The organism is Anaeromassilibacillus sp. Marseille-P3371, from assembly GCF_900169665.1.
GTDB lineage: Bacteria > Bacillota > Clostridia > Oscillospirales > Acutalibacteraceae > Anaeromassilibacillus.
The window spans coordinates 863,881-889,434 of the sequence record NZ_LT835157.1 but is presented as its reverse complement, the minus strand read 5'-3'; the positions used below and the strand labels follow the sequence as shown (position 1 = coordinate 889,434).

27 protein-coding genes and 1 other annotated feature are annotated in these 25,554 nt (G+C 50.3%); of the genes, 9 read left to right on the top strand and 18 right to left on the bottom strand.

Translation table 11 applies throughout. The features are described from left to right. Window positions 1–103 precede the first annotated feature (103 nt). The 4 genes from B9Y59_RS16715 to B9Y59_RS02815 all read right to left on the bottom strand — a co-directional run bounded on the left by B9Y59_RS16715 (window position 104) and on the right by B9Y59_RS02815 (window position 5,092). Window positions 104–475, bottom strand: coding sequence for an IS3 family transposase (locus B9Y59_RS16715; protein WP_085531669.1), 372 nt, complete (start codon window positions 473–475; stop codon window positions 104–106). 125 nt (window positions 476–600) lie between these two features. Then, window positions 601–3,306: an AAA family ATPase gene (locus B9Y59_RS02825; protein WP_158088926.1), complete on the bottom strand. Its 2,706-nt coding sequence runs from the start codon at window positions 3,304–3,306 to the stop codon at window positions 601–603. Beyond that, window positions 3,303–4,433 (bottom strand): exonuclease SbcCD subunit D, encoded by a 1,131-nt coding sequence (locus B9Y59_RS02820; RefSeq protein WP_085531665.1) that lies wholly within the window; start codon window positions 4,431–4,433, stop codon window positions 3,303–3,305. Before B9Y59_RS02820 ends, B9Y59_RS02825 begins: the two co-directional genes overlap by 4 nt. Beyond that, window positions 4,430–5,092, bottom strand: coding sequence for a metallophosphoesterase (locus tag B9Y59_RS02815; protein WP_085531663.1), 663 nt, complete (start codon window positions 5,090–5,092; stop codon window positions 4,430–4,432). The genes B9Y59_RS02820 and B9Y59_RS02815 overlap by 4 nt, the downstream gene beginning before the upstream one ends. A 186-nt stretch (window positions 5,093–5,278) precedes the next feature. Here B9Y59_RS02815 and B9Y59_RS02810 point away from each other — a divergent pair, with 186 nt between their 5' ends. The 3 genes from B9Y59_RS02810 (at window position 5,279) to B9Y59_RS02800 (ending at window position 8,020) form a co-directional block, all read left to right on the top strand. Beyond that, complete coding sequence (locus B9Y59_RS02810; protein ID WP_085531661.1) at window positions 5,279–6,631, top strand: D-alanyl-D-alanine carboxypeptidase family protein; 1,353 nt, start codon at window positions 5,279–5,281, stop codon at window positions 6,629–6,631. Window positions 6,632–6,775: 144 nt separating this feature from the next. Beyond that, window positions 6,776–7,183, top strand: a complete 408-nt coding sequence (locus B9Y59_RS16710) for a DUF2752 domain-containing protein (protein WP_054323570.1) — start codon at window positions 6,776–6,778, stop codon at window positions 7,181–7,183. Window positions 7,184–7,537: 354 nt separating this feature from the next. Continuing rightward, window positions 7,538–8,020 carry a CD225/dispanin family protein gene (locus B9Y59_RS02800; RefSeq protein WP_085531659.1) on the top strand — a complete coding sequence of 161 codons (483 nt, stop codon included), beginning with the start codon at window positions 7,538–7,540 and terminating at the stop codon, window positions 8,018–8,020. Between the two features lie 507 nt (window positions 8,021–8,527). On the opposite strand, the gene rplL is transcribed toward B9Y59_RS02800, so the two are convergent. From rplL to B9Y59_RS02760, 8 genes are all read right to left on the bottom strand, one after another. Next, on the bottom strand, window positions 8,528–8,905 hold the full coding sequence (gene rplL, locus B9Y59_RS02795) for a 50S ribosomal protein L7/L12 (protein ID WP_082402120.1): 378 nt from the start codon (window positions 8,903–8,905) through the stop codon (window positions 8,528–8,530). 72 nt (window positions 8,906–8,977) lie between these two features. After that, window positions 8,978–9,511, bottom strand: coding sequence for a 50S ribosomal protein L10 (gene rplJ / locus B9Y59_RS02790; RefSeq protein ID WP_085531657.1), 534 nt, complete (start codon window positions 9,509–9,511; stop codon window positions 8,978–8,980). A 41-nt stretch (window positions 9,512–9,552) separates the two neighbouring features. After that, window positions 9,553–9,711: a sequence feature (ribosomal protein L10 leader region), on the bottom strand. Between the two features lie 56 nt (window positions 9,712–9,767). Continuing rightward, the gene (gene rplA, locus B9Y59_RS02785) at window positions 9,768–10,469 is read right to left on the bottom strand and encodes a 50S ribosomal protein L1 (RefSeq protein ID WP_054323566.1); all 702 of its coding nucleotides are present in this window, start codon (window positions 10,467–10,469) and stop codon (window positions 9,768–9,770) included. Window positions 10,470–10,523: 54 nt separating this feature from the next. Further along, window positions 10,524–10,949 (bottom strand): 50S ribosomal protein L11, encoded by a 426-nt coding sequence (gene rplK, locus B9Y59_RS02780; RefSeq protein ID WP_054323565.1) that lies wholly within the window; start codon window positions 10,947–10,949, stop codon window positions 10,524–10,526. A 183-nt stretch (window positions 10,950–11,132) separates the two neighbouring features. Beyond that, window positions 11,133–11,654 carry a transcription termination/antitermination protein NusG gene (gene nusG / locus B9Y59_RS02775; RefSeq protein WP_054323593.1) on the bottom strand — a complete coding sequence of 174 codons (522 nt, stop codon included), beginning with the start codon at window positions 11,652–11,654 and terminating at the stop codon, window positions 11,133–11,135. A gap of 17 nt (window positions 11,655–11,671) precedes the next feature. Then, entirely contained in the window at window positions 11,672–11,974 is a 303-nt protein-coding gene (gene secE, locus B9Y59_RS02770) for a preprotein translocase subunit SecE (protein ID WP_082402119.1), read from the bottom strand. Between the two features lie 20 nt (window positions 11,975–11,994). Further along, complete coding sequence (gene rpmG, locus B9Y59_RS02765) at window positions 11,995–12,144, bottom strand: 50S ribosomal protein L33 (RefSeq protein WP_054323564.1); 150 nt, start codon at window positions 12,142–12,144, stop codon at window positions 11,995–11,997. A 315-nt stretch (window positions 12,145–12,459) separates the two neighbouring features. After that, window positions 12,460–13,248 (bottom strand): DUF7674 family protein, encoded by a 789-nt coding sequence (locus B9Y59_RS02760; protein ID WP_242967208.1) that lies wholly within the window; start codon window positions 13,246–13,248, stop codon window positions 12,460–12,462. A 303-nt stretch (window positions 13,249–13,551) separates the two neighbouring features. Here B9Y59_RS02760 and B9Y59_RS02755 point away from each other — a divergent pair, with 303 nt between their 5' ends. The 5 genes from B9Y59_RS02755 to B9Y59_RS02735 are packed head-to-tail and all read left to right on the top strand — an operon-like array spanning window position 13,552 to window position 18,885. Beyond that, window positions 13,552–14,631, top strand: coding sequence for a D-alanine--D-alanine ligase family protein (locus B9Y59_RS02755; RefSeq protein ID WP_085531653.1), 1,080 nt, complete (start codon window positions 13,552–13,554; stop codon window positions 14,629–14,631). Between the two features lie 28 nt (window positions 14,632–14,659). Continuing rightward, the gene (gene murI / locus B9Y59_RS02750; protein WP_085531646.1) at window positions 14,660–15,472 is read left to right on the top strand and encodes a glutamate racemase; all 813 of its coding nucleotides are present in this window, start codon (window positions 14,660–14,662) and stop codon (window positions 15,470–15,472) included. A 23-nt stretch (window positions 15,473–15,495) separates the two neighbouring features. Beyond that, window positions 15,496–15,957, top strand: coding sequence for a YwiB family protein (locus B9Y59_RS02745; protein ID WP_085531644.1), 462 nt, complete (start codon window positions 15,496–15,498; stop codon window positions 15,955–15,957). Further along, the gene (gene argS, locus B9Y59_RS02740) at window positions 15,926–17,620 is read left to right on the top strand and encodes an arginine--tRNA ligase (RefSeq protein ID WP_085531642.1); all 1,695 of its coding nucleotides are present in this window, start codon (window positions 15,926–15,928) and stop codon (window positions 17,618–17,620) included. Before B9Y59_RS02745 ends, argS begins: the two co-directional genes overlap by 32 nt. 38 nt (window positions 17,621–17,658) lie before the next feature. Then, the gene (locus tag B9Y59_RS02735; protein WP_085531640.1) at window positions 17,659–18,885 is read left to right on the top strand and encodes a homocysteine S-methyltransferase family protein; all 1,227 of its coding nucleotides are present in this window, start codon (window positions 17,659–17,661) and stop codon (window positions 18,883–18,885) included. Between the two features lie 366 nt (window positions 18,886–19,251). Here B9Y59_RS02735 and B9Y59_RS02730 read toward each other — a convergent pair whose 3' ends face one another. Together B9Y59_RS02730 and rsmA are read right to left on the bottom strand one after the other, a co-directional pair. Next, window positions 19,252–19,605, bottom strand: coding sequence for a hypothetical protein (locus tag B9Y59_RS02730; protein ID WP_085531638.1), 354 nt, complete (start codon window positions 19,603–19,605; stop codon window positions 19,252–19,254). 14 nt (window positions 19,606–19,619) lie between these two features. Further along, the gene (gene rsmA / locus B9Y59_RS02725) at window positions 19,620–20,528 is read right to left on the bottom strand and encodes a 16S rRNA (adenine(1518)-N(6)/adenine(1519)-N(6))-dimethyltransferase RsmA (RefSeq protein WP_054323592.1); all 909 of its coding nucleotides are present in this window, start codon (window positions 20,526–20,528) and stop codon (window positions 19,620–19,622) included. Between the two features lie 248 nt (window positions 20,529–20,776). Between rsmA and B9Y59_RS02720 the strand changes: the two genes are divergently transcribed. After that, window positions 20,777–21,265: a deoxycytidylate deaminase gene (locus tag B9Y59_RS02720; protein ID WP_054323558.1), complete on the top strand. Its 489-nt coding sequence runs from the start codon at window positions 20,777–20,779 to the stop codon at window positions 21,263–21,265. Window positions 21,266–21,321: 56 nt separating this feature from the next. Here the strand turns inward: B9Y59_RS02720 and B9Y59_RS02715 are convergent, their stop codons facing one another. The 4 genes from B9Y59_RS02715 to leuA all read right to left on the bottom strand — a co-directional run bounded on the left by B9Y59_RS02715 (window position 21,322) and on the right by leuA (window position 25,530). Next, entirely contained in the window at window positions 21,322–21,663 is a 342-nt protein-coding gene (locus tag B9Y59_RS02715) for an AzlD domain-containing protein (protein ID WP_442856173.1), read from the bottom strand. A 2-nt stretch (window positions 21,664–21,665) separates the two neighbouring features. Continuing rightward, window positions 21,666–22,409, bottom strand: coding sequence for an AzlC family ABC transporter permease (locus tag B9Y59_RS02710; RefSeq protein WP_242967340.1), 744 nt, complete (start codon window positions 22,407–22,409; stop codon window positions 21,666–21,668). A 25-nt stretch (window positions 22,410–22,434) separates the two neighbouring features. Beyond that, on the bottom strand, window positions 22,435–23,508 hold the full coding sequence (gene leuB / locus B9Y59_RS02705; protein WP_085531634.1) for a 3-isopropylmalate dehydrogenase: 1,074 nt from the start codon (window positions 23,506–23,508) through the stop codon (window positions 22,435–22,437). Window positions 23,509–23,820: 312 nt separating this feature from the next. Continuing rightward, window positions 23,821–25,530 (bottom strand): 2-isopropylmalate synthase, encoded by a 1,710-nt coding sequence (gene leuA / locus B9Y59_RS02700; RefSeq protein ID WP_085531632.1) that lies wholly within the window; start codon window positions 25,528–25,530, stop codon window positions 23,821–23,823. Window positions 25,531–25,554: the final 24 nt, after the last annotated feature.

The window sequence follows — 25,554 nt, the reverse complement described above, 5'->3', positions numbered from 1 at the left end:
TCTAAACCGCCTAATGGATACAAGGATAAAACGCCCCAAATTCGGTCAGACATGATTTGAAGTGACCTCAAAAAGTTAGGCAATACTTTTAAGAGAAATTTGTTCAAGCAACCGAAAGGGCTTGTTGCCTGTGAATCGCAGGCAGCAAGCCCTTTCGCTTTGCCTTTATGCGCCGGTTGTTGTAGTAATCAAGATTGGCAATCCGTTCCTGCTCGAAGTGCTTCACGGATTTGAACTCTTGCAGATAAAGCAGCGCGCTTTTGAGCAAACCAAAAAATATTCCATGAATTCGTTGTCCGAGCAGTTGCCTTTGCGGCTCATACTTTGCCGGATTCCTTTTCTTTTGAGCATACGCCGGTATTGCTTGTGCTGGTATTGCCAACCCTGGTCCGAGTGAAGGAGCCGCTCTGTCCCATCTGGTATTGTTTCGATAGTCTTTTCCAACAGGGTAATCACCATGCTCAGGGCAGTTCAAATTCAAGGCGTCTTTGTTTTTGAAAGTGCTTTTGCTTTTTTACTGAATCGTGTTTCATGTGAGAACAATTAGCCTGCACGGACATGAATGCCACTTTATCCATTTTCGAATATAAAAATATTCTATCACACACTCCGAAAAACTACCGTGCTTCCACCCTCTCGATCTTTACCCACAACGATTTGGGACGCGATGCGGCTTTTCAATTCACTCACATGGGAAATAATCCCAACGGTCCTTCCCATTTGTTGTAACTGGCCCAACGCTTTCATCGCCGTATCCAGTGTCTCCTGATCCAAGGAGCCAAATCCCTCATCGATAAAGAGGGAATCCAGATGAACCCCTCCGGAATAACTCTGCACCACATCCGAAAGACCGAACGCCAGGGACAGAGACGCGAGAAAAAGCTCTCCACCGGAAAGGGTTTCTACCGCACGTGCTCCACCCATATAGGCATCAAATACTTCCAGATCCAATCCTCCCAGGGCATTCCCGCTGGTGATAGCCGTTACGCGGCTGAGACTATAGCGTCCAGAACTCAATGTAGCAAAAAATTGATTTGCCGAAGAAAGGATATCGTCCAGCATGACCCCCAGTACAAACTGATGTAGGGGAACCTTTCGCAAATTTTTACCCGATAGGAGGGCTGACAAGCGGCTTGTACGCCCGTACTTTTCTTCCAGCTTTTTCCCTTTCTCTTCCAGTTTCTGTAACCGCTCGAGAGAATCTTTGGCTGCAAGGGCCGTTTGCTCAAGTTTTCCCACGGCCTGCGCGGCTTGCTCAGCCGCCTCTTGTGCTTGAGACTGTTTGGTTCTTTCCGCATCGACATCCGGCCGATCCTTGCCTTCCAATTCCTGGTTCAATCGTTTTACCTGTTGCCGTACACTCTCCACAGCAGCATCATAGGCTTGCAACGCACGCTCCAAGGCCTCCAACTGTTCCGGAGATAACATCATCGCTGCATAATCATCGTCTCTCCCCAATCCAGAGTCCGCCAAGGCTTGTTGAAGCTGTTTGGCTGCAACCGCCTCTGCCTCCTTTGCCTCTCGATATGCCCGCTCCGCGCTCTCCAATACCGCTTCTGCAGCCGCTGCCGCCCGTTTCGAAATATTTGCATGTTCCTCAATCTGGCGGGCTAAATCGGCATTTTTCTTTGCTAGGTTCCGCACTTCGGTTACGCGGCGTTCAATTGCAGACAGTTCTCTCCACTCTCCCAACTTGTCCGACAACTCCTGCTCCAAGGATGCCTGTGTTTGCTGTTCACTTCGCAAAAAAGCGATTTTCTCATTGCATCTGGAGAGATCTCCTTGCGCCTGTTCGCGCTGTGCACGGCGTTCCTGAAGCCGTTTTTGTGCGCTTTCCAATAGACTTGCCGCTTTCTGCGCCTGTTGTAAAGCATTTTGCGCCTCCTGTAGTCGCGTACTCCGCTGCGCCGGCCTGGGATGTTGTACCGATCCACATACAGGACAGGGAATCCCCTGTTGCAACTGTGTTGCCAGGGAAGCTGCGGCATCCTCCTTGATCAACCCCTGTACATCTTCCAACAATTTCGGGAGAAGAGCGCTCTGCTGCAATGCATTTTCAATGTAAGCATTGCCGTCAGCAACTTGCCGGTCTGCCGTTTTAAGGCGCTCCTGGGCTTCTTTCCGCTGCTTCTCCAATAAGACAAAACGTTGTGCAAGCTCCTTTTGCTTTTCCCGGAGCTCCTGTCTCTTGCAGGCGTTCTCGCGGAATCCCTGCAGCCGTTCTTCCTCTTTTGCGAGTTCCGACAATCCCACGCGATAGCGTTCTGCGAGGGGCAGCTGCTTTTGCGCAGCGTTTTGCTCCGCTTCTGCCTTTGCCAGCTGTTGCTTTGCATCTGTATATGCCTGCCGTTTTGTCAAGAGATCCTTTTGTGCAGACCTATATGCTGTAAAGTACGGATATACGCCTGCGGCCCGGCGTGCCAACGCCAGTTTTTGGCGCTTTTTCTCCTGATCTTCCCGCTGTTGTTCCAATGCATACGCCTGTATTCTTTGTCTCTCTAATGCAGTAAACTGTTCTGCCAAGGCCTCAGCTGCACGCAATGCACCATTTTGCTTTTGCAGCGCCACGGAAGCAGCCAGCTGCGCTGCTTTCGCCTTGGCCAATTCTTCCCGGAGGACAGCTTCTCGCTCTTCCAAAAGGGGAAGGGTTTCCACCCCCTCCCGCTCCAAGATGGAACGTTTCGCTGCTTCCAGCTCTCCTGCTTCCTTCCCCAATCGGGCGGCCATTTCTTTCAGGTTGTGAACGGCCTGCTCCCAACGACCTGTCGCAAACAGGGTTTGAAACATCTGCGCTTTCTCACGGGAACTGGACAGAAGCAGCTTCAGGAAGTCCCCCTGTGGGAGAACGATTACCTGCGAAAACTGTTCACAAGTCAGTCCTAAGATTTCTTCTGCCTTTTCCCGCACACGGGATTCTGCACCTGCTAAAAGCAGGGACCATTCCCCATTCTCCATACGGTAACAGGCATGCGTCTCTTTTGTCTTGAGAACCCCTGTCCCGCGCGCCTTATATTGGGATTGCGCCCGAGTAAATCGATAGGTTTCGCCCGACAACTGAAAGACAAAATCGACCATGGTTTCCGCGCCCTGTGGCGCGGCGGCACAACGCATACTGTCCCAACTACGCCGCCCGCCGGTTGCCTTACAATAGAGTGCAAAGCACATGGCATCCAGTATCGTCGTCTTTCCGCCGCCAGTGGCGCCGGTAATCAAGAAAATGGGGTTGTCTCCCAACAGACGGAAATCCAGCTCTGTCCGTTTCAGGTACGAGCCAAACGCCTGCATGGTCAAAGTGACCGGCTTCATACGTCCGCCCCCTCTCCACGCATCGCCTGTAAAAATAAATTTCGATCCGCCGCGTCCACTTCGGCTCCACATATTTGTTGTAAAAATGCTTCAAAGATCGCTGTATCGTCTGTCTTTCGATGTAAAAGCTGATCTCGCAGGGCGGCGTTTTCTCCAGTTCCCACACGAGAAAGCCATTGCGAGTTAATGCCCAATAGATTGGGAAAATAGGGGCGCAGTCGGTCCATCGGCATGTACACCGGAGATTCGTCCAGCAATTCCACATAGAGATAGTCCTCACTCGGCGTATGCTTTCCCAGTTCCAAAAGTTCTTCCATGGTCCCGGAGATGGTTCGCAAATCACGCATCGGCTGCACAGGGATGCATTCCGTCTGTACCTGTCCATCCTCCAAAGTGACCAATGTAACGGATTTTCGATGCATGGATTCGTCAAAAGAATACTTGAGCGGGGACCCTGCATAACGTCCATTCGTTCCCGCCTTCTGAGGACGGTGTAAATGCCCCAATGCTACATAGGAAAAACCGTCAAAACATGCCGGATGGACCTCCGAGCTTCCGCCGACAAAGGTGGGGCTTTCCGAGGCAGAGGTCTCCCCTCCCATCACAAAACAGTGCGCAACCAATAGGTTGACCGCCCCGGGGACAAGCTGTTCGCGCACACGATCCAATACCGCCCGGTAAGCTTCCTGAAAACCCCGTACCTCTCTGCCCAAAAGCTGGCACACTTGTTGGGGCTCAAAATACGGCAATAGATAACAATGCACGTTCTCCGGAAGCAAAAGCGGTTGAAAGACATCTTCCAGCTTGGTTGCAATGGTCACCCCGCTTTGACGCAGCAAAGGCGTTCCCAGCGCCATTCGATCGGCCCCATCATGGTTGCCGCTGATTGCCGCCAGCGGAATGCCAAGGCGGTGGGTCTCCTCCACAAAATGGTCAAACAACCGGATTGCCTCTACGGGCGCAATCTGCCGGTCAAAAACGTCCCCTGCCAGAAGAATCAAATCGGGGTGTTCCTGCTCCATGAGGGGCAGAAACACCCGGTTGATAAAGTACGACTGATCTTCTAAGAGAGAACGCCCATACAGCATCTTCCCCAAATGCCAGTCGGAGGTATGTAAAATTTTCATAGCGGTACAACCTCGTTAAAGACAGCGTATGTTTTTGCAGTGATCTTTCGGTCGATGTGGAGCGAACCAAAAAACCACCGATCATAGGTCACCCGCTTGACCAACTCATCAAAGAAGGCATCCAACTGATTCGTACTGTCCTTGGGATTGACTTTATGTGCTGGCATGCCCGGCGCCGGCTCATGCGTTAGAATGTAATCCACCTGAAATTCATTGGCGCGCAGCTGATCGACGGCCGTGCGCATTTCACTCAGATTGGGCATCTCACGTTCCCACCACTTACCGGCGTCTATATACATCTGCTTTTCCGTGCTCTCTCCTCCGCCAAAGGTAAAGATTTTTTTCCCTTCAAGCGTATACACCTGGCCACGCATCAGATGATAAAGATTCCCGCTGATTTGCTGAACCTTCCCGCCGTTCCAATCTGAAATCGGATATGAGTCTAATAAGTCGAAATTCTCATGGGTGCCATCCACAAACAGGATCTGATATTTTTTACTTCCAAGCTTTTTGAGATTTTTTTCTTCCTTTGGCCCCCCGTCCCAGAGAAAGCCAAAATCTCCACAGACGATCAACGTATCGCCCTTTTTCAGCTTGCGCAAGCGGGAGTCCTCAAAGCGCGCCATCTCCCCGTGCATATTTCCTGTGATATAAAGCAAAGAGTGTCCCTCCTTAGTCAACTGCCGAATGGCTAATTGTAAAGATTTTTGTATCAGCCTTTATCTTTTGCCCAATAGCTGGTATACTTTTTATTAGGCTATTTGAAACGCAATACCAAGATGAATTTGTCCTGAACAACCATACTATATATTTTATAATCATATCACATTGGAGGCAAAAGTTCCATGAAAAAAAAGCTCTTTCCTATTCTGTGTTTCTTTTTGGTGCTGTGCTGTATGCTTCCCGCAGCCCAAGCAGGCGCTGCAACTTTTAACATCGATTTTGAAACCTATTCCGCCGCAATTGAGTTGGTAAACCTGGACACGGATACGATTGTCTATGAAAAGAACGCAACGGCCAGGCGGGAACCAGCTTCTACCACAAAAATTATGACCTTCATTGTTGTCAGCGAGCAGATTCAGGACCTGGATAACACGCAGGTCACGGTGACAAAAGAGGTAGTCGATCAGTTGTTAGGAACGGGCAGCTCTCTCTCTGGCATCAAAGAAAACGATGTCCTTACGGTTATGCAGCTGCTGAACTGCATGATGGTGCCTTCCGGCAACGATGCCGCCTTAGTATTAGCCGATTATATCGGCAATGGTGATTCCAACGCCTTTGTGGAACTGATGAATGAAAAGGCGCAGGAACTCGGTTGTCAGGACACCCACTTCACAAATCCACACGGCCTGCACGATGATGAACATTACACAACCGCACATGATCTCTACCTCATCACCAAATACGCGATGTCCCTGCCACATTTTACCGATATTTGTGACCAAACACGTTATACGTATACCCCTGTAGGCGGCCCTGAGGCCGGCCAGCAGCGTACATTGGTCACGACAAACCGTTTGATTGACCCGAACCTGGACCCGGACCTTTATTACCGCTACGCGCGCGGAATCAAAACCGGTTCCCATGACCAAGCGGGTTACTGCCTGGTTTCTACAGCCACCAGAGGCGGCTACAGCTATCTGTGCATTGCACTCGGTTCGCCGAGTGTGGATGAAAACGGCAATAAAATCACCACACGGGGTGAAATGATTGATTCGAAGAATCTCTACGAATGGGCATTCAACAACCTGAGCATGAAAGATGTCTTAAACAGTGAGGATGCGGTGGGAGAGATCACCCTCAAGTATGCCTGGAATAAAGATAAGATCTTGCTGGTCCCTGCAAAAAATTATTCTACAATCATGCCGGACAGCGTAGACGTCTCCAGCATCATCTTGACCAAACATGTGCCGGAAGAAATTGAGGCGCCAGTGAAAAAGGGCCAAAAGATTGGCACCGCCACGCTGAGTTACGCGGGACAGAATCTCGCCACGGTGGACCTGGTGGCCGCGGAATCCGTAGAACGCAGCGAACTTTTACACTCAGCTGACACTGTAAAATCGATCTTTACTTCTACCTGGTTCCTTGTCATCGCAGGGATCATTCTTTTCCTGTTGTTGGTCTATTTCATCCTCGCTTTGATCTACAACCGCAAAAAGAAAAATCTTCGTAAGGTTAAAAAATATCGCCGGATGTAACTGTTTTCCATTGTTTTCCGTCTTTCCCTATAATAACCAATATTTGTGATAGAATCCTAAATAGTTTGGGATATATTTGACATTCTGTGTCAGAAATGATATATTTAATGAGAAACATTTCTTGACTGATAGGGAGCATGCTTTATGAAATTCAGTCGTTCCCGTTGGTTGCGGATACTTGTAGGAATTGGTGCTCCCCTGCTTGCTTTGGGAGGATTGTTCTATCTCTATCGATATGGAAGTCCTTTTGTCTGTGTTTTTTATCAATGGACGGGGTTTTACTGTCCAGGATGTGGAGCCGGGCGCGCATTATTTTCAATGGTACATGGAGATTTTTTGGCCGCGCTTCACTACAATGCCTTTTTTCTGTTGGCTTTTCCTTTTGTCGCTTATTATCTTATTAAGCAATATATTCGCTTTGTATTCCGAAAGGACCCACTTCCTTTTTTCCAGATAGGCCTATCGGCTTATAATGGTATTATGCTTTTGGTCCTTCTCTTTTGGGTTTTACGGAATATTCCGGTATTTCCCTTTTCTCTTTTGGCACCCTAAAAGATAGATTTTTCTGAGACTGAGCGGAATAAGGGCCGTATGTTGAGCTATCCAAAGGAAAATCCCATCCAATTCACATTTCCCTCACGGAAGTAGCATAAGTATTGGATAAGCTGTTTTTCATAAAAGGCCAAGGGACTAACGAAGTATTGGATTTTTATTTCGTGGATTAAACTCTTTTGCCAGTAGAAAAGGGGATTCCATCCCTTTTGGGAAAGAATGTGGTTTTGTTATCTCTCCAAATTTAAGAATTTTGAAGAAGAGCCTGTTCTAAATTGGATGAATCTTTGTACACAAGTTTTGATTCAGGTATTATTTTAAACAACATTATATTTATTGCAGGAGGAAAAGAACATGAGTACGTGTCCAAAATGCGGCGGCAATGTGCCAGATGGTGCAAAGTTTTGCCCAGAATGCTCTTATAACTTGACCGAGCAGAATGACGGCGCCAATAATGCTACCCAGGCGGAGTTCCATGCACAACCGGCTTACAACCCACAGCAACCAAATAACAGCGTCCCCCCACAGGGGTATGATAGTTATCAGGCACCCCCGCAGCAGCCTGGTTATACGCCTTACCAGCCATCTCCCAATGGTGGTGGAATACAAACGAATCCAACTGTGCTGTTGGTTTGGTCGATCATCAACTTGATTTGCTGCTGCCTTCCGCTCGGAATTGTGGGCCTTGTTTTTACACTTACTGCCAAAAATGAGTTCACACCCGAAGGGCAGGAAAAGAAGCTCAAAAATGCGTTCATTTGTAACCTGATTGGTACAATCGTCGGTTTGATTGTAGAAGTAATCTATTTCTTTGCCATCTTCCTGACAGCATTTTAATTTTTTACATCATGTAGGTCAAGCAGATAGATGATTGAAACCCAAACATACCTTTCAAAGCCGCTCTTTTGCGAAGCAGCAAAAGAGCGGCTTTTTCTATAAAGAACTATGGGGAGGGGAATCCCGGAGCATTTACTATGACAAGAATCGTATGTATATGTTGGGCAATTTCGCCCATAGAGGTGTAAGAAGGCCTATCGTCTTTATTTTGCTAAAACCTTTTTATTCTATTGTATACTTTTGACGGTACTTGATACAATAGGCCCTCAGCAGCAAAACAGGTGATTTTCAGATGCGACAAGGCCCCAATGGTACAAGCCCACGCCTAAAAGTGTTGGCACGCAATCTGCCGTTTACGAAAGACTGTTGGTTGCCTCCCGTTCACTTGATACTCGAAGAAAAAGCTTTTTGTGGGGCATTACCATCGACAGAACTAGGATTTTTTGAAACCAATAAAAAAACCGCCTGTGGAAAGTTCCACAAGCGGTTTTGCGTTCTTTTGTTAAATTACTTAACTTCGACTTCTGCGCCAGCCTCGGTGAGCTTCTTGCTGATTGCGTCAGCGTCATCCTTGGAAACGCCTTCCTTAACAGCCTTCGGAGCGTTGTCAACAACTTCCTTAGCTTCCTTCAGGCCCAAGCCAGTGATCTCACGGACAACCTTAATGACAGCGATCTTGTTGCCGCCAGCGCTCTTCAGCACGACGTCAAACTCGGTCTTCTCTTCAGCAGCCGGAGCAGCGCCAGCAACCGGAGCAGCAGCAACAGCAACCGGAGCAGCAGCGGAAACGCCGAACTCCTCTTCGAGAGCCTTAACGAGCTCGGAGAGCTCCAAAACGGTGAGTGCCTTAACATCTTCAATCAGCTTAACAACTTTATCAGACATGATAATACCTCCACTATTTTTTATTCATAATCATTTGTTTACGCCCACATGGCGCTGGACCAATAAAAACAATTATGCATTCGCAGCCTGTTTCTCCGCGATTGCATTCAACGCAACAACCAAGCCCTTCATCGTACCATTCAACACGGTGACGAAGCCCGTGATCGGTGCATTCAAGCCGGACAAAGCCTGCGCAACCAAAACTTCCTTGGACGGGAGCTTTGCCAGGTTCTTAACACCCGCTGCATCGATGACCTTTCCGTCAACGAAGCCGGCCTTGATTTCAAACGTCTTACTCTTATCCGCAAAGTCGCACAGAGCTTTCGCACTGCCGGTGTAGTCGTCCTTGCTGATGGCAATTGCAGTCGTTCCCTCCAGAACGGAGTCCAGACCTTCAATTCCAGCATCCTTCAAGGCCAACTTCAGCAGCGTATTCTTGACAACCTTATATTCGCCAGTCTCACGCAGCTGCTTACGAAGCTTCGTGTCTTCTGCGACAGTGATACCCTTGTAGTCGACGATTACGCCAATACAAGCGCTCTTCAGGCTCTCAGAAAGTTCTGCAACAACTTGCTTCTTTTGTTCCAATACCTTCTCGCTTGGCAAATGGATTCACCTCCGTAACCAAAATAACATTCCCATGGGGACGGAGCAAAGAAAAAGCCCTTCCCAAACCAGGAAGGGCGTCAAACACATTCTCACGCTGTTTAACACAGCAAAACATGTTCTGCGGCTCTATCCTCGGCAGGCTGGGAAACCCCATTACGCAATGCGCCTGCTGTCTTTGAATAAAGAACAGCAACGAATCTGCTCTCCATATTACAGGAAGCAGTATTTATCTTAACACAGGGACAAGCCCTTGTCAAGAAGCAGTGCCAACTTTGTTCGGGTTCATTTTGACACCCGGGCCCATCGTGGTAGCGACCACGCAGGAACGGATATACTGACCCTTAGCAGCAGCCGGCTTCGCCTTAATGATTGCGCCAATGAGCGCATCGAAGTTCTCTTCCAGCTTCTGTGCGCCGAAGGAAACCTTACCAATGACGCAGTGAATGATGTTGGTCTTGTCAAGACGGTATTCAATCTTACCAGCCTTTGCATCTGCGATTGCTTTACCGATCTCACGCGTAACGGTACCAGCCTTCGGGTTTGGCATCAAACCGCGGGGGCCGAGGATCTTACCGAGGCGGCCAACCAGACCCATCATATCCGGAGTCGTGATCAGCACGTCAAAGTCCATCCAGTTCTCGCTCTGGATCTTTTGAACCATCTCTTCTGCGCCAACAAACTCTGCACCAGCCGCTTCTGCGTCTTTTGCAGCGTCGCCCTTGCAGATTGCCAAAACGCGAACTTTTTTACCAGTGCCGTTCGGCAAAACGATAGCGCCACGAACCTGCTGGTCCGCATGACGGCTGTCAACGCCCAGCTTGACGTGCACTTCTACTGTCTCGTCGAACTTTGCGGTGGCAGTCTTTACACAGAGCTCCAACGCTTCGTTCGTATCATAGAACTTGGAACGGTCGACCTGCTTTGCGCTGTCGACATATTTTTTACCGTGTTTCATTGGTTTTCCTCCCTATTGAGTGGTAAATCGGATTTGTTCCTCCCACCCGGGTGATCAATCTACGACTTCGATGCCCATGCTGCGTGCAGTGCCAGCGATCATGCTCATAGCAGATTCGACAGTAGCAGCGTTGAGGTCGGGCATTTTCTGTTCGGCAATCTTCTTGACCTGCTCACGGGTAATCTTTGCAACCTTTTTCTTGTTCGGCTCGCCCGATGCGGTTTCAATTCCGCAGGCCTTCTTGATCAGAACGGCCGCAGGCGGCGTCTTTGTGATAAAGGTAAACGAACGGTCCGCATAGACCGTGATAACAACAGGAATAATCAGTCCTGCGTCTCCCTTTGTGCGCTCATTGAATTCCTTTGTGAACGCCATAATGTTGACGCCGTGCTGACCGAGAGCCGGTCCAACAGGCGGCGCCGGCGTTGCTTTGCCAGCCGGTATCTGGAGCTTAATCAAGCCCGTAACCTTTTGAGCCATTTTCTGCACCTCCAAAATTTGTGGTAAATGGCGGAACAAGCATTTTAGCCGTTCCTCCCACAGGGGAAGCGGTTCTTTATGCTCCCCAGGGGACTTCGTCCCTCATAATAAGCGGTTGCCCGCATATTACCTCACTTGCCGACACGTTGGGCAAACCCCAACGGCCCGGACCCCTTCGGGTCCTTATTCCATTGTTTCCGCCTGGTCGAGCTCCAGCTCCACCGGCGTTTCCCGTCCGAACATACTGACTGTAACACGGACGCGGTTCTTTTCTAGGTCGACTTCCTCCACGGTGCCGACAAAGCCCTCCAAAGGACCATCGACGATCTGGACGGAATCGCCTACGCCATAGTTGACTTCCACCTCGCGTTTTTCCACGCCGAGCTTGGCCACCTCTTCATTGGTGAGCGGGATCGGCTTGGAGGACGGACCGACAAACCCTGTGCATCCGCGGATATTCCGCACGACATACCAGGACTCGTCCGTCAAAACCATTTTGACCAGCACATATCCAGGGAAAATCTTGCGCTCCACATCGCGTTTCTTGTTATCCTTAATTTCGGTAACCGTCTCGGTGGGAACGCGGATCTCCTGAATCAGATCCTGCAACTGACGGTTTTCAACGGTTTTTTCCAGGTTGGAGGCCACTTTGTTTTCATACCCGGAATAGGTATGAACAACGTACCATTTTCCTTCTTCGGGCATAGCCATTCCTCCGCTTCCTACTTGGCGATATTCATAATCAGCCCCAGCAGGTTCATAAATACGGTGTCCAGCCCAAAGATGAACAGACCGATGACAAGGATGGTCACCAGGACAACGCCTGTGTTTTTAAACACAGACTTTGGGGTTGGCCACACAATCTTTTTGACCTCATTCTTAACGTCGCGAAGGAACTTGCCTGTGTTCTTGAAAAAGCGGACAAATGCGTTTTCCTTCTTGTCCGACTTTTCCGTCTTTGCCGGCTTGTCAGCCTTAACGGCCTTTTCGGTGTCCTTGACGGACTTCTCGGTATTTTCTGGCATTTTCTGTCCCTCCGTCCGGATTACTTCGTTTCCTTATGAAGCGTGTGCTTCCTGCAGAAACGGCAGTACTTGTTCATCTCAAGTCTGTCCGGATCATTCTTCTTGTTTTTCATAGTGTTGTAGTTGCGCTGTTTGCACTCTGTGCAGGCTAATACGATTTTCACTCTCATGACGGCACCTCCCGTTATACGGAACAATTTTCAAGGATCTGCGCGGTTGCACAGTTCCCCGGACCCACGTTCGTTGCAGGCCCACAGCCTCCCTCAAAAAAGGGCACAAAAAAAGAACCCCAATTTATGAGGTAAGATAACTATACCATACCCTCGCCCAACGGTCAAGGGAATTTTTCGAAAAACTTGCGAAAAAGCCGCAATTTCCCTAGACTTTCCCGACTACAAGGGATAAACAGCCGTTGTAGCGCCTCGATGAACGGACACTGCAACGGCGCCTCCCTCTCAGCCGCCAGCTGATAAGAGTTCCCTGCTTCAACGCAAGTCGTTTAACGTCTCCGCTGAATATTTCTTTTCTTTCTTTTTCTTTTCCGGTTTTACGGTCTTTCCCCGATATTTTTTTCCCGCACGGTATGCTTCCTGCAACTCTTTGCGGAACTGGGGCACCATCTTTTGTTCCACAATCTCCGGGTCGTGAATCCCGTTCAGCAGAACGATGGTGATAATCGAACGCACATCCATGTCCCCTGCGACATACATATCTCCCAAAACATCGCAAAGGCGTTTCATCTGCTCCGGCCGCGCAGAGTTTAAAAAGGTCTCTATCTTGGGCAACACGTGTTCCCGCGCAAAGGTCACCCCGCGCACCATCCCATACCAGGAACGCTCTTCCGTGATCTCCTCGCGCAATTCCGGGAAAATTCCCACAAGGCGGTTAAAAAAGAAAAGCGGGTCCGCATTGTTTTCGCCGCCCTTTGACTTGCGCTTTGCCGTCTGGACCGCTGCCACACGGCGAGGCCCTTCGATGGTTTCCACAAAATCGTTGGCAATACTCTCCGCCTCCGCGAGCGGCCGCTCTTCCGGCTCAAACAGCCAGCGGGAAAGGACCTTCCACTTTTCGTCCGGACCATCCTCGGTCATTGCGCAGGCCCGCAGTTCAAACTGCTTTTTCTGCTCGTCAAAAAAGACGCTGTATGCCACACTCTCGCCGACAAACAACGCGGTGGTTTCATTCTCACCGTTTTTGTCCCGCTGGAATCCCTGCGGCGCGAGCGAAGCGCCCGTTTTCTCTACAATCAGGTCAAATGCCTTCTGATCCAACAATTATCACTCCTGCTCTATGAAAGCCGTCCGCACCCACGGACCCTACGGCTGTTCTGATCCTTTTTCTGTTGATTATACTACATATTTATTTTTTTGTCACCATACTAATTTATCGGCGACACATTGCCCCTTCCACGGTTTATCGGCGAAATATCCAGCAATTCTTTGTAGCAGCGTCTTGCGTTGGCAAATGTAGAGATTGCGCAGAATTGGGCCGTGTGTTATCATATATATTCAAGGGTCCGCGTGTAGCCAATGAGTCTTAACACGCAAAATCCCGAATAATCCAGGAGGTTATATCTTATGGAGAAACGCAGGATTGCCGTGATTTTCGGCGGATGTTCTTCGGAGCATGAGATCTCCCGACTTTCTGCAAAATGCGTTGTTGAAAATATTTCAAAAGAAAAATATGACGTAATTCTTGTAGGCATTGATAAAGCTGGCCGATGGTTTCTGACGGACAGTTCTACAGAGGACATTGCAAGCGGCGCTTGGGAACAAAATCCAAACAACCGTGTTGCATTCCTCTCCCCTGACCGCTCTATAAGGGGACTTGTGGTCATGAATGGCTGCGGCGCCTGTGAAACGGTAAAGCTCGATCTGGTTTTTCCCGTGCTACATGGAAAAAACGGCGAGGATGGCACCATTCAGGGCCTATTCCAAATGGCCGGCATTCCTTTTGTCGGCTGTGGGACCTCAGCTTCTGCCGTGTGCATGGATAAAGCAATCGCTCATACCCTTTTGACCGGCGCGCGTATCAAACAGGCCAATTATCTTTGGTTCTTTGCCTGCAACTATTCCGGCGAAGGCATCGAAAAGATCAAACGAAAGGTCGAGGCGCGTCTCGGCTATCCGGTCTTTGTCAAGCCCGCCAATGCCGGTTCTTCTGTAGGAGTCAGTAAAGTAGAGCGGGAAGAAGATCTGGATGCAGCGGTCTCCAAGGCCGCCCGCGAGGACAGCAAAGTGGTCATTGAGGAATGCATTGTCGGCCAGGAGGTCGAATGCGCCGTAATGGGAAACGATGTCCCCAAATCCTCCATTGTGGGGGAAATCGCTCCTTCTGCCGACTTCTACGATTACGACGACAAATATAAAAACGGAACATCACAGCTCTATATCCCTGCACATCTCGCGCCGGAGGTTTCCGAAGAGCTCCGTCACACTGCGGAACGTGCATACCGTCTCTTGGGCTGCACAGGTCTAGCGCGTGTCGATTTCTTTGTGCGGGGTGGGACCGAAGTTCTGCTCAACGAGCTCAATACATTGCCCGGATTCACCTCGATCAGCATGTATCCCAAACTTTGGGAAGCATGTGGCGTGCCGATTCCAGACCTGTTGGACCAATTGATTCAGCTCGCCTTTGAAAAGGAAGGCCGGATGTAAGAACGGGAAGGGATAGGGAACAAAAAATATGGATAACCGACCAATCGGCGTTTTCGATTCCGGGCTCGGTGGCCTGACGGCGGTCAAAGAGCTTTTGGAGATTATGCCACAGGAACACATCGTCTATTTTGGCGATACGGGGCGTGTGCCTTACGGTTCCCGAAGCCAAGAGACGATTCTAAAATATGCCGCCCAAGACATCCACTTTCTGACGGAAAACCGTGTCAAAATGATTGTTGTTGCGTGCGGCACCGTCAGTTCTCTGGCCAGAAACCTCAAAAAGCCCCAGGGTGTCCCTTTTATCGATGTCCTACATCCGACAGCGCTCGCTGCATCTGCCGCAACGCGCAACAAGCGCGTGGGGGTCATTGGGACCTCTGCCACGATCCGCAGCGGTTCTTATCGCAGAGCCCTCGCAGAGATCGATTCGGAAATCCAAGTCTACGACCGCGAGTGCCCCCTATTTGTTCCTTTGGTAGAGAACGGCTTTGTTGCAGATGACGATGAGGTCACCCGCCTTGTCGCGGAGCGTTATCTTGGGGAGTTGCGAGATGCCGGTGTAGACACACTCATTATGGGATGCACCCATTATCCGATTATCAGCCGGATTATCGGCGCAACTATGGGAAAGGAAGTTACGTTGATCGACAGCGGGCGGGAGACTGCCTTTTGTTGCAGCAAGGTGCTGGAAGAGCGCGGCCTTTTGTGTGACCGTCCCGCCAAGGGGGACTGTTCCTTCTATGTGAGCGATCGGGTAGACGATTTCTCCCGCATTGCTGGCATCTTTCTTGGCAGGGACATCGGCCAGGAGGTCCACCAAATCGACATCAACCGCTATTGACCCAAGGTAGGGGGAATGTAAAAATGCAGGAAAATTATTTAATTTCCATTTTGGGACGCCAGCAGGTGGACGGTGAAACCGGCGAGGTTCAGGTCACCACGCTCGGTTCCTATGTAAAAAAAGGAAAAAATCGTTATATTACCTATAAAGAATATGACAGTGAAGAGAACGGAAAGCCGGTGACCTCTGTGCTGAAGGTCGAAGGAAATGACAAAGTGACTCTGATGCGCGGTGCGGGAAGTACCCGACTGGTTTTGGAGAACGGCAAACGTCACCTCTGTCAGTACGACACCGGCTACGGCAACATGATGATCGGGATCTTCACCAGCCAGTTACACTCCAGTTTGACCGACGAGGGTGGCAAGCTGGAGGTTCGCTATACGCTGGACATCAATTCCAACCTGTCCAGCTCGAATGAAATTTTGATTACCATCAAGGAGGCAGAAAACAAAGATGTCAAAACTCGTGCAGCAGGCGACCACTGAACTGAGGAATATTATCCGTACCGCCATGGAAAAAGCCTGTGCCAACGGCGAACTGCCGCAGGCGGACATTCCTGAATTTTCCATCGAGGTACCCGCAGACCGGGCACACGGCGATTGGGCCACCAACGCTGCAATGGTAAGCGCGCGCGCCTTCCACGCAGCCCCCCGCAAAATCGCGGAGGCGATCACAAACAATCTGGCCTTGAACGGCACCTATTTTGACCGTTTTGAAATCGCCGGCCCCGGTTTTATCAATTTCTTTCTGAGCAAGCAGTTCTATGTGGATGTACTGAAAGACATTGAGACACTGGGAGACGCGTATGGCCGCAGTGAATACGGCCAGGGGAAAAAGATCATGGTGGAGTTTGTTTCCGCCAATCCGACGGGTCCTATGCACATGGGAAATGCACGCGGCGGCGCTCTGGGCGACTGTTTGGCAGCGGTATTGGACGCGGCGGGATATTCCGTGTGGCGCGAATTTTACGTCAACGACGCGGGCAACCAGATTGAAAAGTTTGGCAATTCTTTGGAAGCGCGTTATTTGCAGATTTATAAGGGCGAGGATGCGGTGGAATTTCCAGAGGACGGCTACCATGGCGACGACATTAAAGAGCGCGCCGCACAGTTCTCGAAGGAATTCGGCGACCGCTATGTAAATGTGGAATCTTCTGTGCGCCAAAAGGCCTTGGTGGACTTTGCGCTGCCGCGCAACATTGCCAAAATGCAGGCAGACCTCGCCAAATATGGCATTCAATACGATGAATGGTTCTTGGAAAGTAAATTGCACAACGATGGCGAGTTGAACGAGACCATCCAGATTCTAAAGGACAAGGGCCTGACCTATGACAAGGAAGGCGCCCTCTGGTATCGCGCTACCACCTTCGGCGCGGAAAAGGATGAAGTCCTGGTCCGCCAGAATGGCAACCCCACTTATTTTGCGGCGGACATCGCCTATCATCGCAACAAATTTGCTAAGCGTGGTTTTGACCGCTGTATCGACGTTTGGGGGGCCGATCATCACGGCCATGTAGCCCGTATGAAGGCCGCTATGGATGCAGTCGGACTCGACGGCAGCAAACTAGACATCGTTTTGATTCAGCTGGTCCGCCTGGTCCGCAATGGCGAAGTGGTCCGTATGAGCAAGCGTACCGGCAAGGCGATCCAGCTGGCCGACCTTCTAGATGAGGTTCCCGTAGACGCTGCACGTTTCTTGTTCAACATGCGTGAAGCCACCTCTCAGATGGACTTTGACCTTGACCTTGCAGTTCAGCAGGACGCTCAGAACCCGGTCTATTACGTACAGTACGCACATGCGCGCATTTGCAGTATCCTGAAGGCTCTTAAAGCGGAAGGAATTGAACCGAGAGCCTGTTCCGACGAAGAACTTTCTCTCTTAAATACACAGGAGGAGATCGACCTCATCCGTCACCTTTCTGCCTACACGGACGAAATCGTCGCAGCGGCAAAGGATTACGATCCCGCCCGTATCACGCGCTATGTGATCACACTGGCCAACCTGTTCCATAAATTTTACAATACTTGCCGTGTGAAGGATGAAGAGGACCGTCTGCGCGCCGCACGCATCTGTTTGTGCAAAGCAACAGCAACCGTTATCCGCAATGTGTTGTCCCTGCTAAAAATTTCAGCGCCCGAATCCATGTGATTCCGCCTTGAAACGAAACCTTACAGGAGAACAAAATCATGGAAGATTTCCCATATCCGTTACCCATGTTATTGGACGGAGCCACCGGTACAGCGCTTCTGTCTGCTGGTATGCCGGCAGATGTCTGCCGGCCTGGTGGGCTCGGTATGGAGCAGTGGGTTTTACAGCACCCACAAATGCTGCAAACTTTATTGAATGCATACATCGATGCAGGTTCCCAGGCAGTGTTTGCTCCAACCTTTGGGGCGAATGCGGCTCTGCTCTCCGCCTATGGTCTGGAAGGGCGCGTGGTAGAATTGAACACCGAGCTGGTGCGCCTGGCACAGAGCATTGCAAAACCACGCGGGGTACTGGTGGGCGGTAATGTCAGTCCCAGCGGCCTGTTCGTCCCCCCTTTTGGAGAGGCCGACTTTGACGACATATACGACTTGTACCGCCAGCAGATCCGAGCACTCGATCAAGCGGGCGTCGATTTTCTTGCAATTGAATCGCAGACCTCTTTGGCCGATATGCGCGCAGCGGTTCTTGCTGCGCGTACAACCGATCTGCCTGTATTCGTCACCATCGCAGTGGACGAAAGTGGTCATACGGTTACCGGCAGTTCTTTGCTTCCGGTGGTCATCACGCTACAGGCCATGGGAGTGGATGCCATCGGCCTGAACTGCTTGCTCGACCCTATGCTTTCTTTGATCGAGGAAGTTCGCCTCCACACAGCGGTTCCCATCATCGCAAAGCCAAATGCTCGAAACACCGATGGTACGCTCCTCTCCCCCGCGGCCTTTGCCGAGAAAATGCGCCTGCTGATGCAGGCCGGCGCCCGCATCGTAGGCGGATACGACGATTCTACTCCTGCGCATATTTCTGCGCTGAAAAAGGTGGCGCAGGAATTCGGCCCTCCCGAAATTGCAAAAGAGCCTGACAATTATGCGGCCACGATCGAAACGGAGGCCTTTTTCTTAGGAGACGACCTTGTATTCAGCGAACCCTTGGCCTGCACCGGGCATCTGGACGACGACCTAATCGACTTGGACGACGACCGTTGCAATACAGCCCTGGTAGAAATTGAAAGCATCGATGACGCCTATGTACTCGCAGAAAACAGCAGCATGACCCGTCTTCCGATTGCCGTACATTGCGACAGTGCACCGATTTTGGAAGCGGCCCTACGGTACTTCCAAGGGCGTTTGATCGTTGACAGTGAATGCCAGATTGAGGACGAGATATTGGAACCTCTCTCATCCAAATATGGTGCGATTCTTTACTGAGCGTCTTTCAGAGGACACGATTGAGATTCAGGCACTCTAAAAATGAACTCACTATTTTTGTATGATACGCATAGGAACCAGTAAGAGGATGCCCCAAACTACGAATTGTTCGATTCATAGGAGGGGCATCCTCTTTTCTTTTTGGTAAAATATTTGAGTTTTTAAAAAACAAGGGTATCCTTCCGTCCTTTCAGGACTTTTGGGATACCCCTTTGTTGGCATCGATACAAACAAAGATTCGTTTAATAGCGATAGGGATGCCCTGCTTTTTGCGGAGGCTGTCCCTATTAAAAATATTCATTCTTTGATTTTTCTTTCGATCATTTCCCGTCCACAGAGGGACTCCTTTGTCTGTGTGGGCAAATCCTACGACTCTTTCTCCTGACCCTCTACACCAGAAGGCCTAAATGAGAAGGTCTCCCCCGGCACAAGATTCGATTTTTCTTCAGAAAATTCCTCTTCCGGTATCCCAGATTCCTCCATAGCAGCGACGGATTTTGCTTCTGTTCCATCATCTCCCCGTAGGATTCTTTTCTGCTGCTCAGGCGCCGAATCCCAACTGCAAAAAGCAAGATAAATACCGGCACACGCCAAAAAGATGGCAACCGCTGAACAGGCTACAGACCAGACTTCTATCCCAATGGGACCTAAAATCATGGCTACCACACATAAGATCATCCCAATTTCAAAAAAGATAAAGGCAAGCTTATGGTCGGACATCTGGAGACCCCCTCTCATTTCAAATCTAAGGCGCTGCACAAAGCAGCCATCTGTTCCATGGTGAGCTGTTCCGCGCGGGCAGTTTGTAAGATTCCTGCCTGAACGCAGGCTTGTGCTACCCGCTCTTTGGGAAGCGAAAGGCCCGCAGAAACTGCATTCAGAATGGTCTTACGCCGCTGTCCAAACGCCGCCTTCACCAGTGCAAAAAAGTGCGTTTCATTTGACACCGTAACCGGTGGATGCTCACGCACGTCCATCCGAATCACGGTGGAATCCACGTTGGGCGGCGGCAAAAAGCTCCCACGGGATACTTGGAAAAGAACACGCGGCACCGCATAATACTGTACCGCTATGCTCACCGCGCCACATGCCCGTGTCCCTGGTAAAGCGCATAGGCGCTGTGCTGCTTCCTTCTGTACCATCACGGTCAAGGCCCGGATCGGCAAGCGCTCCTCTAGCAGCCGCATAATCACCGGCGATGTGATATAATATGGCAGATTGGCACATACAACCACCTCCATGCCGGCGAATTCCCTCTGCAAAAGCGGCTGCAGGTCAACCTTCAGAATGTCGTCATTTACTACTTTGGTGTTTGGATACCCTTCGAGCGTCTCCCCCAAAACGGGCAAGAGACGTTTATCCAGTTCTATGGAAACTACCTTCTCCGCACGTTTCGCCAGTTCCACTGTCAGCACGCCGATCCCAGGGCCAACTTCCAATACTCCGACGCCCGGACCCACGCCGCATTCTTCTGCCATCCGAGGGCATACGGAAGGATTGACGAGAAAGTTCTGTCCTAAAGATTTGGAAAATGTAAATCCGTGCCTTGCTAACAGTGCTTTTACTGCCGATGGGTCGGACAGCCGTTGGATTTCCTGCAAAATGATTCCCTCCGAACGCCCCAAAAGGGCAAATTTCTTCATAGTTTCCCACAATAAAAACGGGCTGCAACAGGAAAACCGCACACCGGCGGCATTCCGCAGCCAAAGTTTTTCTGAAGCACACGCCAAAATTCTACCCTGTAGCAAACCGAACACATCCGGCATGATCCTCTTGCTCGATTGTGGTTTTTGCCTATTATATCACAGAAATTCTTGGAATGCCATTGATTCTCGCGCGAAAATCCCCTATCATAGAGATGGATAAAAACGCACAAGGAAAGAGGGAAAGTATGATCCGGACTGACAAAGAAAATTACTATCTGGATATTGCGGAGACCGTCGCAGAGCGCGGAACTTGTCTGCGCCGCAATTTTGGCGCAATTATTGTACATAACGACGAGATCGTCTCCACCGGCTACAACGGCGCACCGCGTGGGCGCAAGAACTGTATCGACATGGGCGTTTGTATTCGGGAGAAGCTGGGTATTCCCCGTGGAGAGCGCTATGAGATCTGCCGTTCTGTTCATGCAGAGGCAAACGCAATCATCAGCGCTGCCCGCCGGGATATGATTGGTTCCACTCTATATCTCGTGGGAAAGGACGCCAAAACCGGGGAATATGTAGAAAATGCCTCCAGTTGCTCCATGTGCAAGCGGCAGATCATCAACGCTGGTATTGCCCGCGTAGTGATCCGTTTAAATAAAAATGCGTTCATCTCGGTTGCTGTATCCGATTGGATCGAACAGGACGAGTCACTCAGCGGGACCTTTGGCTACTAAAATATTTATAAGAATAAGAAAAGTGGACGAGCCGCGCGCATCGTCCACTTTTCCTTTTATACCAAAAAAATCCTTGTAATCTGATCCACCAAGAACGCTGCCGCCGTCGCCCCCACCGCTACCGTAAGCAGCCCCTTGTCTTTGTAAGCCAGCACCAGGGCAACTCCCAACCCCGCGGCTGCGCTCAAAATGCTTTGTATGGTCACTGTTTCCGCAGTGGAAAACAGAATTGCTGGAAAAGTCATGGCTGCCAGCACCGCATAGGGTACGTAAGCCAAAAAGGATCGGATAAACCGGTTTTGAATCTTTTTTTTAAAGATTGCCAATGGCAATACGCGAATGACATATGTCACACCGGCCATAATCGCCACGGAGATCAATATTCGTTGCAAATCCAATGTCATCCTACGCCACCCGCTTTCTCCGGCGGTTCCTCTTCATCCATCGGGTAGCGCACTGCCGCATAAGCGGACACAACCACTGCGCAGATGATGATAACCCAGCCCGTCGAAATCTGGTTGAGGAAGGGGAGCCATTGGAAACAACAGCTTAAAGCCGTCGAAAGAAGCACCACCATTGCGATGGGCTTTGCCTTACAAGCAGGCGGTATGATAATCGCAATAAACATGCCGTAGATGGCAATACCGAGGGCATTGCGCAGAGAATCCGGCAAGAGTCCTGTCGCGGTAGCGCCAAGCAGGGTCCCTAAGGCCCATCCCACATAGGGCGTAGCAATCAACCCGGACAGGTATTTTGCGTTGATCTCCTCCCTCTGTTGCATAGCAACCGCAAAAATTTCATCCGTAATACCAAAAGCCAACACCCAACGCTCCAGATTGGTCATCTTGGACTCCACCTTCTGCGAAAGAGACAGCGACATCAGCATATACCGGATATTGATAATAAACGTCGTAACCGCGATTTCAACGTACATTCCACCCGCCAAAATCAGCTGCGTCCCTGCGACCTGTCCCGCAGAGGTCAAGTTCGTCATGGAGATCAGAAGCGCCACCCACGCCGGCAGTCCCCCTTGCGTCGCCATGATTCCAAAGGCAAAGGATACGCTGAGGTAACCCAAACAGATCGGCATGCCGTCCTTGAGACCTTTCCGAAAGGTCAAAGCTTTCTGTTCCACTCTCTCAATCGCCCCAACTCTTTAACGTACCCTCTCACAGAAGGCTGCAAACCAGATCGCCCATTTCTTCACAGGTAACCGTACGAAGCCCCTCTGTCGCAATATCCGGCGTACGTGCCTGTTTTAAGGCGGCAGAAACGGCATCCTCAATGGCCTGAGCTGCCTGCGGCTGCTCCAAAGAATACTTGAGCATCATTCCCGCGGACAAAATAGTTGCCAGAGGATTGGCTTTTCCCGTCCCTGCAATGTCCGGCGCCGATCCATGGATCGGTTCATACAATCCGGCCTTTCCGGAACCCAGGCTTGCAGAAGCCAGCATGCCAATGCTGCCGCTAATCATGGACGCCTCATCGGAGAGAATGTCGCCGAAAATATTCGATGTGACAATCACATCGAATTGCTGCGGATTGCGCACCAACTGCATCGCACAATTGTCTACATACATATTGCTGAGTTCTACATCTGGAAATTCTTCCGCGCCGATGCGCGCAACGGTTGCACGCCACAGACGGGAGGACTCCAATACATTGGCCTTGTCTACGCTGCACAGCTTCTTATTGCGCTTGCGGGCCATTTCGAAGGCGACACGTGCAATCCGCTCAATCTCAGGCGCCGTATACATCTCGGTATCGTATGCAGCAGGAACCCCGTTGACCTCTTTGCGGCCGCGCTCTCCAAAATAGATGCCGCCGGTCAGTTCACGGACCACCATCACGTCGAGCTTTCCCCCGATGATTTCCGTCTTGAGCGGTGAAGCGTCGCGCAACTCATCAAAAATGACGGCTGGACGCAGATTTGCAAATAATTCAAGGGCGCCGCGAATTCCCAGCAAGCCCTTTTCCGGCCGCTGGTCGCCCGGCAACGTATCCCATTTGGGACCGCCTACTGCACCGAGTAACGTTGAATCCGCCGCCTTGCACTTGTCGATTGTTTCCTGTGGAAGCGGAGTGCCTGTGGCATCAATAGCACTTCCGCCCAGCAAGGCCTCTTCGTAATCGATACCAAAGCCGAATTTCTCCCCGGCTTTGGTGAGAACTTTGACTGCCTGGTCCACAATTTCAGGGCCAATGCCGTCACCCTTTAACAATACAATTTTGTATGTATTCATTGGATGTACCTCCTCATTATATAGCATAGAAATGTCGTATAAATTCCATATGGGATGCACAAAATCTTTTTCTCTGTTCTCTGCCAAATTCTAGACACCGCAATCTATTGCTGAAAAAACAAGGATGCTCACTATTAAGACGATCTTTTCCAAGAATGAAAGCGTACCCTTATTTCTATAAGAGATGTGTCAAAAGCCCCCTGCATTCTTTAAGAACGGGCCAATTGGGGGTGAAAACAGAGATCTTTTCACAGAAGGCTGCAAGCACCCCGCCCTCCATCTCGCCACAAAAGCAGTTCAAACCATGATGGTTCAATCCGCCTTGGAAGCGGTCTCTTCTTCACTACATGCGCGGTTAATGGCGCAGATAATGCCTTTGATGGAAGCCAAGCTGATGTTTCCGTCCATGCCAACGCCAAACACTGTCTTTCCATTCGGCGCCGTCAGTTGGATATACGAAATGGCCTTAGAGTCCGCACCTTCTGAGACTGCATGCTCGCGGTAGGTGACGAATTTGTAGTCGTGAATTCCCACTGTACGCAACGCCTTAAAGAAGGCATCGATCGGGCCGTTGCCAGCTGCGCTGATTTGATGGTCCTCATGGCGGAAACGCAGATTGCCTTCAAAATGCACAACGGTTTCACCGTCCACATCGTTTTCCTCATAGAGCTTATATTTTTTGAGGTTGTATGGATATTTGACATCGAGATAATGTGCACGGAAAATATCGAAAATCTCGTTTGGCAATAACTCTCGCCCTGCCTCGTCGCAAGCCGCCTTGACCATCGCCCCGAACTCCGGATGCATTGCCTTTGGAAGCTCATAGCCAAAGCTCTGCTGCATGATAAAGGCCGCTCCACCCTTGCCAGACTGGCTGTTGATGCGGATGATCGGCTCATATTTACGCCCGACATCCGCTGGGTCAATCGGAAGATACGGGACTTCCCAGTACTGGGTGTCGTGTTCACGCATGTAATCGACACCCTTTTTGATGGCATCTTGGTGCGAACCGGAGAACGCGGTAAACACCAAATTGCCCGCATAGGGATGGCGGTCATGTACCTTCATGCGGGTACATTTTTCATAAATTTCACGAATTTCGCGGATATTGGAGAAATCCAGTTCTGGGTCCACCCCTTGGGAGTACAGGTTCATTGCAACATTCATGATGTCTGCATTCCCGGTGCGCTCTCCATTTCCAAACAGGGTGCCTTCCACACGTTCCGCCCCTGCCAACAGCCCCAACTCTGTAGCAGCCGTTGCGGTGCCGCGGTCATTGTGCGGATGTAGACTGACGATAACGCTGTCGCGGTTTTTGATATGACGGCAAAAATATTCGATCTGGTCTGCGTGGTGGTTCGGGGTGCTCATCTCCACCGTATTCGGCAGGTTTAGAATCAGTTTATTGTCCGGTGTAGGTTTTAAAACATCCATCACCGCCTCACAGATCGCAACGGCATTGTCCATCTCTGTTCCCGAGAAACTCTCCGGCGAATACTCATAGCGGATGTTCATCCCTGTCCTGGCGACCTCTTCATCGGTGAGTTCTTTGATAAGCTTTGCACCGTTGACCGCAATGTCGATGACGCCCTGCATATCGGTCTTAAATACCACTTTTCTCTGCAAGGTCGAAGTCGAATTATAGAAATGTACGATCACATTTTTAGCGCCCTGAATCGCCTCAAAGGTCTTTTTAATCAAATGAGGGCGCGCTTGTACCAACACTTGGATGGTCACGTCGTCCGGAATCAAGTTTCGGTCGATGAGGGTCCGGCAGATCTCATATTCCGTCTCCGAAGAGGACGGGAATCCGATCTCAATCTCTTTAAAACCGATGTCCACAAGCGTCTGGAAAAAACGCAATTTTTCCTCGAGATTCATGGGGTCAATCAGCGCCTGGTTTCCGTCGCGCAGGTCAACGCTGCACCAGACAGGCGCTTTTGTAATCACTTTTTCCGGCCAAGTGCGGTCCGGCAGTGGGACTGGCTGGAAAGGAATATACTTGTGAAAACTTTCGTACATAGCAAGATCCTCCTATAGAAATAA

Bases quoted from the DNA above. Each gene is read 5' to 3' on its own strand.
- B9Y59_RS02735 (WP_085531640.1), top strand. From the start codon at position 17,659: ATGGAAGATTTCCCATATCCGTTACCCATGTTATTGGACGGAGCCACC.
- rpmG (WP_054323564.1), bottom strand. From the start codon at position 12,144: ATGAGAGTGAAAATCGTATTAGCCTGCACAGAGTGCAAACAGCGCAAC.
- B9Y59_RS02720 (WP_054323558.1), top strand. From the start codon at position 20,777: ATGATCCGGACTGACAAAGAAAATTACTATCTGGATATTGCGGAGACC.
- rplL (WP_082402120.1), bottom strand. From the start codon at position 8,905: ATGTCTGATAAAGTTGTTAAGCTGATTGAAGATGTTAAGGCACTCACC.
- leuA (WP_085531632.1), bottom strand. From the start codon at position 25,530: ATGTACGAAAGTTTTCACAAGTATATTCCTTTCCAGCCAGTCCCACTG.
- B9Y59_RS02755 (WP_085531653.1), top strand. From the start codon at position 13,552: ATGGAGAAACGCAGGATTGCCGTGATTTTCGGCGGATGTTCTTCGGAG.
- rplA (WP_054323566.1), bottom strand. From the start codon at position 10,469: ATGAAACACGGTAAAAAATATGTCGACAGCGCAAAGCAGGTCGACCGT.
- secE (WP_082402119.1), bottom strand. From the start codon at position 11,974: ATGCCAGAAAATACCGAGAAGTCCGTCAAGGACACCGAAAAGGCCGTT.
- murI (WP_085531646.1), top strand. From the start codon at position 14,660: ATGGATAACCGACCAATCGGCGTTTTCGATTCCGGGCTCGGTGGCCTG.
- B9Y59_RS02730 (WP_085531638.1), bottom strand. From the start codon at position 19,605: ATGTCCGACCATAAGCTTGCCTTTATCTTTTTTGAAATTGGGATGATC.
- B9Y59_RS02800 (WP_085531659.1), top strand. From the start codon at position 7,538: ATGAGTACGTGTCCAAAATGCGGCGGCAATGTGCCAGATGGTGCAAAG.
- rsmA (WP_054323592.1), bottom strand. From the start codon at position 20,528: ATGAAGAAATTTGCCCTTTTGGGGCGTTCGGAGGGAATCATTTTGCAG.
- leuB (WP_085531634.1), bottom strand. From the start codon at position 23,508: ATGAATACATACAAAATTGTATTGTTAAAGGGTGACGGCATTGGCCCT.
- rplK (WP_054323565.1), bottom strand. From the start codon at position 10,949: ATGGCTCAAAAGGTTACGGGCTTGATTAAGCTCCAGATACCGGCTGGC.
- B9Y59_RS02820 (WP_085531665.1), bottom strand. From the start codon at position 4,433: ATGAAAATTTTACATACCTCCGACTGGCATTTGGGGAAGATGCTGTAT.
- B9Y59_RS02825 (WP_158088926.1), bottom strand. From the start codon at position 3,306: ATGAAGCCGGTCACTTTGACCATGCAGGCGTTTGGCTCGTACCTGAAA.
- B9Y59_RS16710 (WP_054323570.1), top strand. From the start codon at position 6,776: ATGAAATTCAGTCGTTCCCGTTGGTTGCGGATACTTGTAGGAATTGGT.
- nusG (WP_054323593.1), bottom strand. From the start codon at position 11,654: ATGCCCGAAGAAGGAAAATGGTACGTTGTTCATACCTATTCCGGGTAT.
- B9Y59_RS02745 (WP_085531644.1), top strand. From the start codon at position 15,496: ATGCAGGAAAATTATTTAATTTCCATTTTGGGACGCCAGCAGGTGGAC.
- B9Y59_RS02810 (WP_085531661.1), top strand. From the start codon at position 5,279: ATGAAAAAAAAGCTCTTTCCTATTCTGTGTTTCTTTTTGGTGCTGTGC.
- argS (WP_085531642.1), top strand. From the start codon at position 15,926: ATGTCAAAACTCGTGCAGCAGGCGACCACTGAACTGAGGAATATTATC.